We start from the raw sequence: 14,784 nt of genomic DNA on the forward strand, positions 1-14,784 counted from the left end.
CGCCTTGGCTCAGCGGCGTCGTCGCTTACTCGGCGATGAAGTCCTCGAGGTCGCGAACGATCGCAGCCTTCGGCTTGGCACCGACGATGGTCTTGGCGACCTCGCCACCCTGGTAGACGTTGAGGGTGGGGATCGACATGACGCCGTACTTGGCGGCCGTGCCCGGGTTCTCGTCAATGTTCAGCTTGACGACCTCGATCTTGTCGCCGTACTCGGCGGCGATCGCCTCGAGCGACGGAGCGATCTGGCGGCACGGACCGCACCAGGCGGCCCAGAAGTCCACCAGGACGGGCTTGTCGCTCTTGAGGACGTCCTGCTCGAAGGAGTCGTCGGTCACGTTCTTCAGGGTGCCGGCCACGGAGGGCTCCTTAACTCGGTGATGCGGTGGGGCGGAAGGGGGTGTCAGACGGTGGTCTTCTCGGGCTCGGCCTGCTGCTCGCTGTCCGCGAGGGCGGCGAGGAAGCGTTCGGCGTCGAGAGCGGAGGAGCAGCCGGTGCCGGCCGCGGTGATCGCCTGGCGGTAAGTGTGGTCGACGACGTCACCGGCGCCGAAGACACCGGTGAGGTTCGTACGGGTCGAGGGGGCGTTCACCTTCAGGTAGCCCTCCTCGTCGAGGTCGAGCTGGCCCTTGAAGAGTTCGGTGCGCGGGTCGTGTCCGATCGCGATGAACAGACCGGTCACCGGCAGCTCCGTGAGCTCTCCGGTCTTCAGGTTGCGCAGGGTCAGACCCTCCAGCTTCGGGTTGCCCTTGATCTCGGCCACCTCGCTGTCCCAGACGAACTTGATCTTCGGGTCGGCGAAGGCGCGGTCCTGCATCGCCTTGGAGGCCCGCAGGGTGTCACGGCGGTGGACGATCGTCACCGACTTGGCGAACCGGGAGAGGAAGGTCGCCTCCTCCATCGCGGTGTCGCCGCCTCCGATCACAGCGATGTCCTGGTCCTTGAAGAAGAAGCCGTCACAGGTGGCACACCAGGAGACGCCACGTCCGGAGAGAGCGTCCTCGTTCGGCAGGCCCAGCTTGCGGTGCTGCGAGCCGGTGGCGACGATGACGGCCTTGGCCTTGTGAACCGTTCCGGCGGTGTCCGTGACCGTCTTGATCTCACCGGTGAGGTCGACGGAGACGATGTCGTCCGGAATCAGCTCGGCGCCGAAACGCTCGGCCTGGGCGCGCATGTTGTCCATGAGCTCGGGGCCCATGATGCCGTCCTGGAAGCCGGGGAAGTTCTCCACCTCGGTGGTGTTCATCAGCGCGCCACCCGCGGTGACAGCGCCCTCGAACACCAGCGGCTTCAGCGACGCGCGCGCGGTGTAGAGCGCCGCCGTGTAGCCGGCGGGCCCTGAGCCGATGATGATCACGTTACGGACGTCGCTCACGGCTTGATTCCTCGTCTCTGGAGACTGCTGCTGGTACTGCCGGTGGGAGCTTCTCTCAGTACTCTCACCCCACCCAACGGATCCTAAGGGGCCCGCATTCCCGGTGTGTCCGGGCACACCAAGACACGGCACCGCACACAGATGCCAAGCGGTACCTGCGTGAGAACCGTCCGGTGCGGGGGACCTCAGGAGCGCGTGTAGGAATGCGTCATCAGAACCTTGCCGGACGACGAGGAGGCCTGCTTCGCACATGCGGCGTCGACGATGTAGGCGGTGACCTTGGTGCTGTCGGCGTCGTCGGGAGTGACGACGAGATAGACGGCAGTCCCCTGGTACACGCCCTTGTCGGCAGCGAGCACGACCTGGTTGGTGTGGATGGCCTGCTCGATGCAGTTCGGCACGTCGACAGTGGTGCCCTGGAACGTCTTGTTGGGCTGGCTCCCCGTGGACCCGGTCACGCCGGTGTCGGACTCTATACCCCAGGGCTTGGCGCTGCCGGAACGGCCGCCGTCTGTCTTCTTGGTGGCAAGGAGGCTTGCCACCTGGCTCTGCAGCGTTCCCTCGGAGTAGGTGTGCGCCGCGTCGGTGTGCTGACCTGCCGCCTGCGGGGTCTTGCCCGTGTCGTTGCCCAACGTCTGCACCAACAGTGTGCCCAGACCAAGGGCGGCGGCTGTGAGAACGGCTCCCAGAGCGATGGTCCTGCGACCGCCGCGCCGTGTGCGCTTTGTACGCCCTGGTCCGGTGGCCGCGCGGGCGTGACCCGAAGGGCGGTCGATCGGAGAAGAGGACGATGTTTCACGTGAAACATGCGCGACGGCGGGCTCGGGGGAGACAGCGGCCCCGGTATCCAGTGCAGTGGCGTTCAGAAGGGCCTCGGAGGCGAGCGCGGCGTCAATGCGGCCCGCCACATCGTCGGGCATGCGCGCAGGGCCTGGCAGTGCGCCCAACAGGTCGCGGACCTCCTCGAGGGAGTCGTACACGTCGGCACAGAGGCCGCAGCCGTCCAGATGCTGTTGCACCTCCGTGGTACGGGAAGGCGGAAGGAGACCTTCGCTGAGGTCGGAGAGCTCCTCGACTTCCGGGTGCCCGGCCGTGCCGGTCGTGGATGTCACGCTCGCCCACCTCCGCCCTTCACAGCAGCTGAATCGCTTGGCCCTGCATCACGTGGTCCCGCTGCGGGTGGGACGGACGTCCCCCGCGTCCGGTTCCTTCCGTCGCCCGACTTCTTGCCGTCCTCGCCGCCGCCCTCCGCCCGCAGATGGGTGAGCAGCGGCAGCAGTCTGGCCCGGCCACGGGCGCAGCGGCTCTTCACCGTCCCGGTCGGTACATCGAGGATGCGGGCGGCCTCCGCCACGGGGTAGCCCTGCATGTCCACCAGGACGAGGGCGGCCCGCTGATCGGCCGGCAGGGTGCCCAGGGCTTCCAACAGCTCGCGGTGCAGATCGTTGCGCTCGGCCGGAGCGGACGCCGACTCATGTGGCTCCAGGAGCAGCTCCAGCCGTTCCGTGTTGTCGACGGGCGAGGTCTTCCTGGATGCCGCCTTGCGGGCCCGGTCCAGGCAGGCGTTCACCGTGATCCGGTGCAGCCAGGTCGTGACGGCCGACTGGCCGCGAAAGGTATGGGCGGCCCGGTAGGCGGAGACGAAGGCATCCTGAACGGCGTCGGCGGCCTCCTCGCGGTCTCCCAGCGTGCGCAGCGCCACCGCCCACAGCCGGTCACGGTGGCGCCGTACGAGCTCACCGAAGGCGTCGGGGTCGCCCTCCACATGGCGGGCGAGCAGATCCTGATCGCTCGCTCCGTCGTATCCGGCGGCCTCCGCCATCAGCCTCCTCCCCCTTCGGTGAGACGTCAGCCCGTGAACTTCACGTCGGTGATGGCCTGCTTGTAGCCGGCGTCGCTGTAGCCGTCGACGGGAGCCATCGGCACGTCGGTGATCCACAGCAGCACGTACTGCGTCTTCAACGACCTCGTCGCCTTCACTGTGAGAGAGGTCCCGCTCGTGGTGTCGGTTCCGATCTCCTTCATACCGTCGATCCCTGTGGAGGGGGTCAGTGAATCTGTGGCATAGAGGTGGATCGTTGTGTGGTTCCCCCCGTACCGGAGCCCTATCGACGCGGCCGAGATCTGTTGCGCGGAGCCGAGGTCGTAGACGATGCCCACGCCGGGCTTGTAGGGCGCCAGCTTCGGACCGTCGTTGTAGCGCTTGGTCCGCCAGTACGTGGAGCTGTCGCCGTCGTATGTGTTCTTGACATCGCCGGGTGCCTGGGGGTCACCGCTCGCGACGTATTCCTGCGCGTTCTGGATCTTGATGTGCGCGACCGGCTTGGTCTTGCTGCCGCCGCTCTTGTCGTTGCCGTCCGTCGTCTGCGTCTGGTTTGTGTTGTCCGACTTCTTGCCCTGGTCCATGAGCGCCTCGGCAAGCTGCCAGCTCCCCAGCCCCAGCGCGGCGATCAGCAGGGCGGAGACGGCCCACTTGAGGGCCTTGCCGGTGCGGCTCTGCAGCGGAGGCGGCGGGGTCGGCACCGGCTGGGTGGCGCCCGGGTGGGCCGTGGAGCGGCCGTACGTGCCCTGCTGGTACGTCGTGCGCTGGTACTCCGGCGGTGCGGTGAACGCAGGCTCCGGCGGACGGATGCGGGGCATCTCGCCGATCGCCTTCACCAGCTCCTCGGGCGTGGTGCACGGGGACTCATGACGGGAGGCGGTAGCGCCGTCATTGACCAGGGCACGCATGGCGAGCTCGGACAGGCCGCGGTGGACGCCGGCGCGTACCTGGTCGGGGGCGATCAGGCCGACGCCCTTGGGCAGCCCGGACAGGCCGTAGGCGTCGTTCTCGTAAGGCCAGCGCTGGGTCAGGGCGGCGTACAGGAGCGCGCCGATGGCCTCCGTGTCGGTGCGCTGCGGGGTGTCGGAGCTGATTCCGCGCAGCGCGGCGTTCACAGCGAGGCCGCGGATGCGCCACTGGCCGGAGGAGGTACGCAGGACGGTGCCCGGGGTCAGACGCAGATGGGAGAGGCCCTCGCGGTGGGCGGCTGCCATCGCCTGGGAGACCTGGGTGACCATCTGGGAGGCGTCATGGGCCTCGAGCGGTCCGGAGGCGAGCAGCGTGGTCAGCTCGGTGGCGTCCGGCAGCCACTCGTGCACGACGTAGACGAGGTCGTTCTCCTCCACTGCGTCCAGGACCTGCACGAAGCGGGGGTCACCGAGCAGTGCGGACGAGCGGGCCGCGGCCAGCACCGAACGGGCCCGCGGATGATCCGCGGGCAGTACGTGCACGCCGACGGCGCGGCGGAGTTTCTCGTCCACCGCACGCCAACTGCTGAATCCGTCCAGTCGGGTGACGCACTCCTCGAGACGGTAGCGTCTGGCGAGCTTGTGGCCGCTGTGCAGCTCGGGTGATGAGGGCTTCCCAGGGCGCTCCGTCCCGCCGCTCCCCTGCGCCTCGTCGCCGTCCGTGTCCCGCTCCCGGTCCTGGGCCACCCCGTCGGACGTGGACTGGTCCGCCTTGGCGGTCAGCGGCTCGTCGCCGCTGTTGTCTGCCACGTCGACGGCAGCCGTGCTCCGTTCCGCCACCGTCGTTCCTGCCTCCCCATCCGTTGCGTGCTGTCCGACGCAGAAACCAATTGTGCCCACAGTCTGCCGCTATGCACGACACACGACGGCTGACGATGGTTGTGCGCGTACCCCCGCCTCAGCGCCCCAGGCGCCCGCGGACCATGCCGACCATTGAGTTGAGCTCCTCGATGCGCATCTTGCGTGCGGCGACGTAGAAGACACCGAGGAGAAGGGCGCCACCGAAGAGCAGGGCGACGAGCGAACCGCCGACGCCCTGGCCCAGCGTGTGACCGATTCCGTAGCACGCCGCGCCGCTGAGCAGAGCGGCCGGCACCGAGGCGATCCCGAGCCGTGCGTACGTACGCATCACCCGGGCGCCGTCCAGGTCCCCGCCCAGCCGCTTGCGCAGCCGGGCCCAGGCGACGCCGACACCGATCGCGTAAGCGAGGCCGTACGCGGCCGCCATGCCGATCACGGCCCAGCGGGCCGGGAGCAGGTAGTAGCAGACGACCGAGGCGCCCGCGTTCACGGCGGCCACGATGACCGTGTTGTAGAAGGGTGTGCGGGTGTCCTCGTACGCGTAGAAGGCGCGGAGCACGACGTACTGCACGGAGTACGGGATGAGGCCGAGGCCGAACGCCATCAGCATGAAGCCCATGTTGGTGGCGGCGCCGGTGCCGGAGGAGCCGAAGATCAGGGTGCACATCGGGATGCCGAGCGAGACGAACCCGAAGGCGATCGGCACGATCGCCACGGCGGTCGTGCGCAGGCCCTGGGAGATGTCCTCGCGAACGGCACCGCCGTCGCCCTCGGAGGCCGAACGCGAGATGCGCGGCAGCAGGGCGGCCATCAGGGAGACGGTGATGATCGCCTGCGGGAGGCCCCAGATCAGCTGGGCGTTGGCGTAGGCGGCGAAGCCGGTGCCGACGACGGGCGAGTGCTTGCCCGCGGCCGTGGACAGCTGGGACACGACGATCGCGCCCGCCTGGTTGGCGAGGACGAAGAGTACGGTCCACTTGGCGAGCGTCGCGGCCTTGCCGAGGCCGTGGCCCTTCCAGTCGAAGCGCAGCCTCAGCCGGAATCCGGTTTCCCGCAGATACGGGATCATCGCGAGGGCCTGGACAACGAGCCCGAGCAGCACACCGGCGCCGAGCAGGCGCTGGCCCTCCGGCGGGATGTTCGTGACCTTCATTCCGGAGTTCGCCGCGGTGCCGTACACCCAGATGAACATTCCGAGCGTCACGATGATGACGATGTTGTTGAGGACCGGGGTCCACATCATGGCGCCGAACTTCCCGCGGGCGTTGAGGATCTGTCCCATCACCACGTGGACGCCCATGAAGAAGATCGAGGGCAGGAAGTAGCGGACGAAGGTGATGCCGACCTCGTTGGCCGCCGGGTCGCTGGCGACCGGGTCGGACAGCAGACGGATCAGGAGCGGCGCAGCGAAGATCGTTACGGCGGTGAGCGCGCCCAGCGCCACCATGACCAGGGTGAGCAGCCGGTTCGCGTATGCCTCGCCGCCGTCCTCGTCCTCCTTCATGGCCCGTACGAGCTGAGGCACGAAGACGGAGTTCAAGCCGCCGCCGACGGTGAGGATGTAGATCATCGTCGGCAGCTGGTAGGCGACCTGGAACGTGTCGCCGAGCAGCCCGACGCCCAGCGCCGAGACGATCAGCGCCGAGCGGATGAAGCCGGTAAGTCGGGACACCATCGTGCCCGCCGCCATCACGGCGCTCGACTTCAGCAGACCCGATGCCCGCCCGCCCTTCTTCCCCGTGGGAGCCGGGGCGGGAGCAGGCGCCGGTGCAGGCTCGGCGCTCTGCTGAGGCGCGGGAGCGTGCGCCCCGGCCGGTGGGGCGGCCGGAGGGTAGGCGGGACCGGGGTACTGCCCCGTCGGAGCCTGATCCGGAGACGGTGCGGGGGCAGGACCCGGTACGGACGGCGACTGTGTGTACGCCTGTCCGCCGCCCTGCTGCTGGTCCCGGAAAAGGTGGGCGAAGGCGTCCGGCTCATGGCGCTCCTCGCCGGCCTGGGTCACCAGGTCGTCGACGCCCACGAACTGAGTCGTACGGGGGTCGTCGCCGTACGGCAAGTACTGCGAGGGGCCCTCCGGCTCGGGCGCCGGAGGCTGGGCCCACATGCGCGGGTCCGGGGTGTACTGCGGCGTCGGTGGCTGTGCGTACAGCGGCGGCTGCGGCTGGTACGTGCCCGGGGGCGGCGGGGGGTGCGCGGCGCGGTCGTAGAGGGCCTCGGTCACGGGGTCCTGGGCGGAGAGGTCCTGAGCGCGGTAGGGGTCCTGGTTGTAGGCGTCCTGGAGGTACATGTCCGCCGGGGGCTGCGGCGGCACCTGGCCGGGCTCCTGCGGCGGGCCCTCGGGGTAGCCCGAGCTGCCCGCGGCGCCCTGGCCGCGGTCACCGTCGTACGGCGCGTTCATGGTTACCCCACCTCATCGTCCCCGGCCCATGGCCACGACATCGCTCAACGGTCCACTCTCTCACCCGTGCCGGACGGGTCGGCGCTTTCCGGTGCGGTGTCCCCTGCCGGGTCACTCGGGTGCTCCGGGTCGTCTGCCCCGGACTCAGCGTCCGACTCCTGTTCGGGTGTCTTCGCGGAGCCTTGGGTGTCCTCAGTGTCTACGGTGCCGTCCGCGGCCTTGTTCAGACCCCCCTCCTCCGCGGTGGCGTCGGCCTCCGCGGAGTCGGTCTGCTGCTCCTCCGCGCCCTGCCGTGCGGCCATGCGCTTGCGCTGGGTGTACATACGGAACCCGGCGAGCACGAGCAGCAGGACCCCGCCGGCGATGACCAGCATCACCGTGGGCGTGATCTCGGTGACGTTCACATCGAAGGTGACGGCGGGGCCGTATGCCTGGCCGTCCTCCGTGAAGAGCTGGGCAACCACGGCGGCCCGGCCGTTGGCGTTGGCCGTCGTGGTGAACTTCACGGACTGGCTGTGCCCGCCCGACACGGTGATGGGCTGTTCCGCATAGGGACCGTTGCCGATCTTCAACCGGGTCGGCTGCAGCGAGGTGAGCCGCAGCACCAGGTGGTCGACCCCCTGCATGAGGTTGTTCTGCACGGTCACGGGGATCGTGGCACTGCGGCCCGAGAGTTTCGTCTCCGACTTCTCGATCAGCCGGACCTGGTCGATGAGCTCTTGGAGGTATGACTCCGCGCCCTGGCGGAAGGTCGACGCCTCGGTGGCGTGGCCGCGCCAGGAGGTCGACATGGCGCGGTCTATGGCCCGCCCGAAGGGGGTGACAACCCGTGCGGGGCCGGTGAGGATCACCTTGAAGTTGTCGAGCTTGTCCTGTGTGTCCTCGATCTGCTGGAACGCCGACTGCGGCAGCTCCGCCTTGCGCAGGGACGAGGGGTAGCGGTATGCGGACGGCACGTTGGTCGTGGCATCCGGGTCCGGTTTGGCCTTGGCGGCCGCGGACAGATCGGCGGACTCCGACCAGGTGCTGCCCTGGAGGGCGGTCAGCGCCTGCGTCATCGACTGGGCCTGGCTCGCGGAAGGCGTCCGCTGCGGGGCGACCACGATGCTGCGCTGCTTGTCCGGCTCTTCCAGGTTGATCATCAGGCTCTGGGCCAGGAACTCCTGCACGGCGAGCGTGGAGCTGCCTGCCGAGGTCATGTCGCCCTCGAACTCGGTCGAGAGCCCGTCGTCCGCGACCACCGCCGTGGTGCCGCCGCCGATGGGACGTGCCGCGGTGGGCGTGTAGGCCAGCCCACCGGTCTCCCTGAGGCTGTCGCTGCGGGCGATCAGCTTGTCGGCGCCCGCGGAGGTGGCGACCTTGACGATCGAGGGGTCGATCGCTCCGTCCACGGGCCAGGCGAAGTCCGTGTCGGGCTTCACATGGAGGATGGTCTCCACGGTGCTCGCAGCCACGTCCGTGGCGTCCTTGAGGTGACTCAGGGAACCGGTGACGCTCTTGCCGTCGTGGGCGAGTGAGGCCAGGTCGGGGTCGGCGAAGGGGAGGGCGACGACCTCCTTGTTCTGGACCGCCTTCTCGAGATCGCCGAGCCACTGTTTGGCGACTGCCTGGTTCTTTCCGGCCGTGAGGGTGTCACCGTCGCCCTTGATGCTGTAGCTGCCCGTCATCGCGTCCACGGACGCGAGCAGGTCGGGGTCGATCACCCAGGTGACGTCGAGGTCCTTGCCCAGCGAGAGGAGCTGGGAAAGGCGGCCGCCCGGAGAGATCTCCTTGGCCAGGTCGTCGTTCTGGAAGACGGGTGTCTGCTGCTGGTTGGGAAGCGTCTCCGCGGTCATGTGGACCGTGGAGATCAGCGGCCAGAGGAACGTCGTCTTCGTCTTGTCGGCGGCGCTGTCGGGCTGCCAGGGCAGGAACGTCCGCTGGATACCGAGCACCTGCTCGTACGGCTGCGCGGCGGTCTGGCCGGAGAGGGAGACACCCAGCTGGTAGACCCCGTCGGAGCCGAGGTCCAGCTCCTTGACGGGCACGGAAATACTGAAGTCCTGAGCGACGCCCGGAGCGAGTTCGGCGAACTTCTCGACGTACTTGCCGCCGACCTCGGCGCCGTCGGTGCCCGGCAGATAACCGGTACGCCGGGCGGCGCTGTCGATGGCCGAGCGGTTCCTCAGGGAGGGTCCCACCCGGAGGCCCACATGGGCGTCGGTGATGGCCTGCTTGCCGTTGTTGGTGACCGTGCCGGTGACGGTGATCGTGTCGCCGTCGGCAGGCGCAGAAGGGCTGAGCGAGTCGAGGGAGACGCTGACCGTACGGGAACCGACGGCCTGTGCCGGGGCGCTCTTCTCGGCGGCCTGCGCGACCGGGCCGGCGGGCAGCTGCAGCAGGCCGGCCAGCAGAGGCGCGCCCGCGAGCATGGCTCCGGTACGCCGGAGCCACCGGCGGGCAGGTGAGGAACTCATCCCCTGGAAGTCTGCCGCCTCGGCCACGCGCTCGCCCGTCCCTCGTCGTCGTCAGTGGTCGTCGGAATGTGCGTCCAGGCATGGTAACGATGTGCGCGGAGGGGAAGTGCCGCGGTCTCTGCCACAAGATCGGGAACGGGCCGACCGGTGTCCCGTATGTGCAGGTATCGACGGGGGTAGCGAGTCGCGAAACCTGTGCACATTTAATGGAGGCGCTTGCCATGGCCCGGGCCACGTACCCTTTTCTGTTGTGCCGAACGCCAATGAAGACAACCCCAGTGCCCTGAGTCAGGTGCAGCACCGCGCGGTGAGTGAGCTGCTGCGGGTGTCCCCTGTCGCCGACGACCTCGCCCGCCGTTTCCACGAGGCCGGGTTCTCGCTCGCCCTGGTCGGCGGCTCGGTGCGGGATGCCCTCCTCGGCCGACTCGGCAACGACCTGGACTTCACGACCGACGCCCACCCCGAGGACGTCCTGAAGATCGTGCGGCCGTGGGCGGACGCCACGTGGGAGGTCGGGATCGCCTTCGGGACGGTCGGTGCGCAGAAGAACGGCTACCAGATCGAGGTGACGACGTACCGCTCCGAGGCGTACGACCGGACCTCACGAAAGCCCGAGGTGTCGTACGGCGACTCCATCGAGGAAGATCTGGTCCGTCGCGACTTCACGGTGAATGCAATGGCCGTCGCGCTGCCCGAGAAGGAGTTCATCGACCCGCACGGCGGGCTCGACGACCTCTCGGCCCGGGTTCTTCGGACTCCCGGCACCCCCGAGGAGTCGTTCTCGGACGACCCGCTGCGCATGATGCGGGCCGCGCGTTTCGCGGCCCAGCTGGACTTCGAGGTGGCGCCCGAGGTCGTCACGGCCATGAGAGAGATGGCCGGCCGCATCGAGATCGTCTCCGCGGAACGTGTGCGGGACGAGCTGAACAAGCTGATCCTGTCCGCGTACCCCCGCAAGGGACTGGCGCTGCTGGTCGACACGGGGCTCGCTGCCCACGTCCTGCCGGAGCTTCCGGCGCTTCGGCTGGAGCGTGACGAGCACCACCGGCACAAGGACGTCTACGACCACACGCTGATCGTCCTGGAGCAGGCGATGGCGCTGGAGGACAAGGGCCCCGACCTCACCCTGCGGCTCGCGGCGGTGCTGCACGACATCGGCAAGCCGAAGACGCGCCGCTTCGAGAAGGACGGCCGAGTCTCCTTCCATCATCATGAGGTGGTGGGCGCCAAGATGACCACGAAGCGAATGACGGCGCTCAAGTACCCCAACGACCTGGTGAAGGACGTCTCGCGTCTGGTCGAGCTCCATCTGCGCTTCCACGGCTATGGCACCGGTGAGTGGACGGACTCCGCGGTGCGCCGTTACGTCCGGGACGCCGGCCCGCTCCTCGACCGTCTCCACAAGCTGACCCGGTCCGACTGCACGACCCGCAACAAACGGAAGGCGGCGGCGCTCTCACACGCCTACGACGGCCTGGAGGAGCGCATTGCCCAACTGCAGGAGCAGGAAGAGCTGGACGCGATCCGCCCCGACCTCGACGGCAACCAGATCATGGAGATCCTGGGAGTCCGCCCGGGCCCGGTGGTCGGCCAGGCGTACAAGTTCCTGATGGAGCTGCGTCTGGAGAACGGCCCGATGGGGCACGATGCGGCGGTGGCGGCTCTCAAGGAGTGGTGGGCCGAGCAGGGCGAGGTCTGAGGGGGCGGGGTCATGTTTCACGTGAAACATGACCCGGGAACGCGCGAAGGGGCGATGTTTCACGTGAAACATCGCCCCTTCTTCGTCTGTCGGCCGCGGTGTTACTTGGTCTCCTTCAGGCAGAGCACCACGTCGTGGCCACCACCCGACTGGATGTAGGCGATCGTCGCAGCCTTGACGTCCTGGCACTTGTTCTCGTCGCTGCTGCCGTCAAATTTCTGGACGACCTTGTACTGGGCGTCGCCGGAGGAGCAGTCGACTTCCTTGAGCTTGGCGTTGTTGTCCGTACCGTCGTTGTGCATGCAGGCGCCAACCGATGTGGTCTCTGCGTCGTCACGGGTCAGGAACCAGCCCGCGCCGAACTTGATGACGCCGACGATGACTGCGATGACTATGGCCCCTATGATGCGCACGGCCTTCTTGCTGGCGCGCTTGCCCGGACCGGCCTGCGGCGGGACGGGGGCGGGGGCGCCCTGGTTCGGGAACGGTGCGTAGGGGCCCTGCGGGGGCACGCCCGGGTAGGCGCCCTGCTGCGGAGGAACTCCGGGGTAGCCGCCCTGCTGCTGCGGTGGGACTCCCGGCTGGCCGAACTGCTGTCCCGCGGGGCCGGTGGGCTGCTGGGCGTAGGGGTTAGGGCCCTGGGGCGGCGGAGTGGTCACTTTTGGGGGTCCCCTCGAACGTGGGTGCGCTTGGCGCGAGATAAGACGCCCGTAAGCTACAGGTCCGCACTGACAACTCTGAAGCCAAGTGGGGCTCCGTAGCATTGATGTGACACTTACTGGCGTTCAAAGCGGGACATAGCAATGGCAATTGCGGCGTAGATCACAGCGACCGTGACAACCAGGACGGCCGAACGGCCGTCGGGGGGCAGCATCAGTGCGGCGACCCCGGCGGCGCCGACGAAGGCGACGTTGAACAGCACGTCGTACACCGAGAAGATCCGGCCGCGGAAGCCGTCGTCGACCGTCGACTGGACGATCGTGTCCGTGGAGATCTTCGCGCCCTGGGTGATCAGACCCAGGACGAAGGCCGCGACCAGCGTGGGGCCGACGGCGAACGGGAGCCCCAGTGCGGGCTCCAGCACTGCTGCGGACGCGGAACACACGGCGATCCAGTGGCCGGGACCGAGCCGCCCCGCCGCCCACGGGGTCACTACGGCGGCGGCGAAAAAGCCGGCGCCGGACACTCCCAACGCCAGCCCGAGCAGGGCGAGTCCATGGGCCGGATCCGACGCCAAGGCGTACCGGCACAGCATCAGCAGCAGGACGAGCAGCGCACCGTAGCAGAACCGCATCAGCGTCATCGCGGTGAGCGCCCAGGCAGCCTCCCGGCGCGGGGGCGCCGCCAGATGCCGTATACCGGCCACCAGATCGCGCGTGGTGCCGACAAGGGCCCTGCCCAGCCGGGGCGGGATCGACTCCCGGTCGGGGCCCAGCAGTTCCGGTGCCAGGCTCAGCGATGCGAGAGCCGCGCTCAGATAGAGGGCCGCAGCCAGCAGCACCACCGCGGCGTCCGAGTCCGCCGCCCCCAGGCGCACGACGAAGGCGAGGCCGCCGCCCGCGGTAGCGGCGAGCGTGCCGGCCGTCGGGGAGAGCGAGTTGGCCATCACCAGACGTTCGGGGTCGACGACGCGGGGCAGCGCCGCGGACAGGCCCGCGAGGACGAAGCGGTTGACCGCGGTGACGCACAGCGCGGAGACGTAGAAGAGCCAGTCCGGGACGTGGGTCACCATCAGCGTGGCTGTTGCCGTCGCCAGCAGGGCACGCAGCAGATTTCCGAAGAGGAAGACCTGACGGCGTCGCCAGCGGTCCAGCAGGACGCCCGCGAAAGGGCCGACGAGGGAGTACGGGAGCAGCAGGACCGCCATCGCGGAGGCGATCGCCCCGGGCGAGGTCTGCTTCTCCGGGGAGAAGACGACATATGTGGCGAGCGCGACCTGGTAGACGCCGTCTGCGCCCTGGGAGAGCAGCCGTATGGCGAGCAGGCGTCGGAAGCCTTGGAAGCGCAGAAGGACGCGCAGGTCACGGACGACGGCCATGGCGCACAGCCTCACATACGGGGAGGGTCCCCGGGCAGTACAACCCGGGGACCCTCAACAGGGCACAAGCAGCGAACCCTTGGCGCGTAGCGTTGTGTCTCGCCAGCGCTCAGCGCTCGACCTCGCCCCTGATGAACTTCTCGACGTTCTCGCGGGCCTCGTCGTCGAAGTACTGGACCGGCGGGGACTTCATGAAGTACGAGGACGCGGACAGGATGGGGCCACCGATGCCGCGGTCCTTGGCGATCTTCGCGGCCCGCAGAGCGTCGATGATGACACCGGCGGAGTTCGGGGAGTCCCAGACCTCGAGCTTGTACTCCAGGTTCAGCGGGACATCGCCGAAGGCACGGCCCTCGAGGCGGACGTACGCCCACTTGCGGTCGTCGAGCCAGGCCACGTAGTCGGACGGGCCGATGTGGACGTTCTTCTCGCCGAGGTCCCGGTCGGGGATCTGGGAGGTGACGGCCTGCGTCTTGGAGATCTTCTTGGACTCCAGGCGCTCGCGCTCGAGCATGTTCTTGAAGTCCATGTTGCCGCCGACGTTCAGCTGCATCGTGCGGTCCAGGACGACGCCCCGGTCCTCGAACAGCTTCGCCATGACGCGGTGCGTGATGGTGGCGCCGACCTGCGACTTGATGTCGTCACCGACGATCGGGACACCCGCCTCGGTGAACTTGTCGGCCCACTCCTTGGTACCCGCGATGAAGACCGGCAGGGCGTTGACGAAGGCGACCTTGGCGTCGATGGCGCACTGGGCGTAGTACTTCGCCGCGTCCTCGGAGCCGACGGGCAGGTAGCAGACGAGAACGTCGACCTGCTTGTCCTTGAGGACCTGGACGACGTCGACCGGGGCCTCGGCGGACTCCTCGATCGTGGCGCGGTAGTACTTGCCGAGACCGTCGAGGGTGTGGCCGCGCTGGACCGTCACGCCGGTGGACGGGACGTCGCAGATCTTGATGGTGTTGTTCTCCGAGGCGCCGATGGCGTCCGCCAGGTCGAGGCCGACCTTCTTGGCGTCCACGTCGAACGCGGCGACGAACTCGATGTCACGGACGTGGTAGTCGCCGAACTGGACATGCATCAGACCCGGGACCTTGGACGCCGGGTCGGCGTCCTTGTAGTACTCGACTCCCTGCACCAGCGACGCGGCGCAGTTGCCCACGCCGACGATGGCTACGCGAACCGAACCCATTCCGGTTGCTCCCTGTGTGTACGAGGTGAAGCCCCG

At 68.5% G+C, this 14,784-nt stretch carries 11 protein-coding genes; 1 reads left to right on the forward strand and 10 read right to left on the reverse strand.

Going from position 1 to position 14,784, the window contains the following annotated elements; translation table 11 throughout:
• Positions 1–25 precede the first annotated feature (25 nt).
• The 7 genes from trxA to ABT186_RS04500 all read right to left on the reverse strand — a co-directional run bounded on the left by trxA (position 26) and on the right by ABT186_RS04500 (position 9,846).
• Positions 26–358: a thioredoxin gene (gene trxA / locus ABT186_RS04470; RefSeq protein WP_003991504.1), complete on the reverse strand. Its 333-nt coding sequence runs from the start codon at positions 356–358 to the stop codon at positions 26–28.
• A gap of 44 nt (positions 359–402) precedes the next feature.
• Complete coding sequence (trxB, locus tag ABT186_RS04475; RefSeq protein WP_351221276.1) at positions 403–1,374, reverse strand: thioredoxin-disulfide reductase; 972 nt, start codon at positions 1,372–1,374, stop codon at positions 403–405.
• Positions 1,375–1,559: 185 nt separating this feature from the next.
• Positions 1,560–2,486 (reverse strand): anti-sigma factor family protein, encoded by a 927-nt coding sequence (locus ABT186_RS04480; RefSeq protein WP_351221275.1) that lies wholly within the window; start codon positions 2,484–2,486, stop codon positions 1,560–1,562.
• Positions 2,483–3,196, reverse strand: coding sequence for an RNA polymerase sigma factor SigM (gene sigM / locus ABT186_RS04485; RefSeq protein ID WP_351221274.1), 714 nt, complete (start codon positions 3,194–3,196; stop codon positions 2,483–2,485). The genes ABT186_RS04480 and sigM overlap by 4 nt, the downstream gene beginning before the upstream one ends.
• A 26-nt stretch (positions 3,197–3,222) precedes the next feature.
• Complete coding sequence (locus ABT186_RS04490; protein WP_351221273.1) at positions 3,223–4,944, reverse strand: protein kinase family protein; 1,722 nt, start codon at positions 4,942–4,944, stop codon at positions 3,223–3,225.
• Positions 4,945–5,062: 118 nt separating this feature from the next.
• Positions 5,063–7,363, reverse strand: a complete 2,301-nt coding sequence (gene murJ / locus ABT186_RS04495; protein ID WP_351221272.1) for a murein biosynthesis integral membrane protein MurJ — start codon at positions 7,361–7,363, stop codon at positions 5,063–5,065.
• Between the two features lie 44 nt (positions 7,364–7,407).
• Positions 7,408–9,846 carry a DUF6049 family protein gene (locus ABT186_RS04500; RefSeq protein WP_351221271.1) on the reverse strand — a complete coding sequence of 813 codons (2,439 nt, stop codon included), beginning with the start codon at positions 9,844–9,846 and terminating at the stop codon, positions 7,408–7,410.
• A 223-nt stretch (positions 9,847–10,069) separates the two neighbouring features.
• Here ABT186_RS04500 and ABT186_RS04505 point away from each other — a divergent pair, with 223 nt between their 5' ends.
• The gene (locus tag ABT186_RS04505; protein ID WP_351221270.1) at positions 10,070–11,518 is read left to right on the forward strand and encodes a CCA tRNA nucleotidyltransferase; all 1,449 of its coding nucleotides are present in this window, start codon (positions 10,070–10,072) and stop codon (positions 11,516–11,518) included.
• Between the two features lie 101 nt (positions 11,519–11,619).
• Here the strand turns inward: ABT186_RS04505 and ABT186_RS04510 are convergent, their stop codons facing one another.
• The 3 genes from ABT186_RS04510 to ABT186_RS04520 all read right to left on the reverse strand — a co-directional run bounded on the left by ABT186_RS04510 (position 11,620) and on the right by ABT186_RS04520 (position 14,748).
• Positions 11,620–12,177: an LppU/SCO3897 family protein gene (locus tag ABT186_RS04510; protein ID WP_351221269.1), complete on the reverse strand. Its 558-nt coding sequence runs from the start codon at positions 12,175–12,177 to the stop codon at positions 11,620–11,622.
• Between the two features lie 116 nt (positions 12,178–12,293).
• Positions 12,294–13,556 (reverse strand): MFS transporter, encoded by a 1,263-nt coding sequence (locus ABT186_RS04515; RefSeq protein ID WP_351221268.1) that lies wholly within the window; start codon positions 13,554–13,556, stop codon positions 12,294–12,296.
• A gap of 109 nt (positions 13,557–13,665) precedes the next feature.
• On the reverse strand, positions 13,666–14,748 hold the full coding sequence (locus tag ABT186_RS04520) for an inositol-3-phosphate synthase (protein ID WP_351221267.1): 1,083 nt from the start codon (positions 14,746–14,748) through the stop codon (positions 13,666–13,668).
• Positions 14,749–14,784: the final 36 nt, after the last annotated feature.

It is taken from the genome of Streptomyces sp. NPDC001634 (assembly GCF_040298185.1).
Taxonomy (GTDB): domain Bacteria; phylum Actinomycetota; class Actinomycetes; order Streptomycetales; family Streptomycetaceae; genus Streptomyces.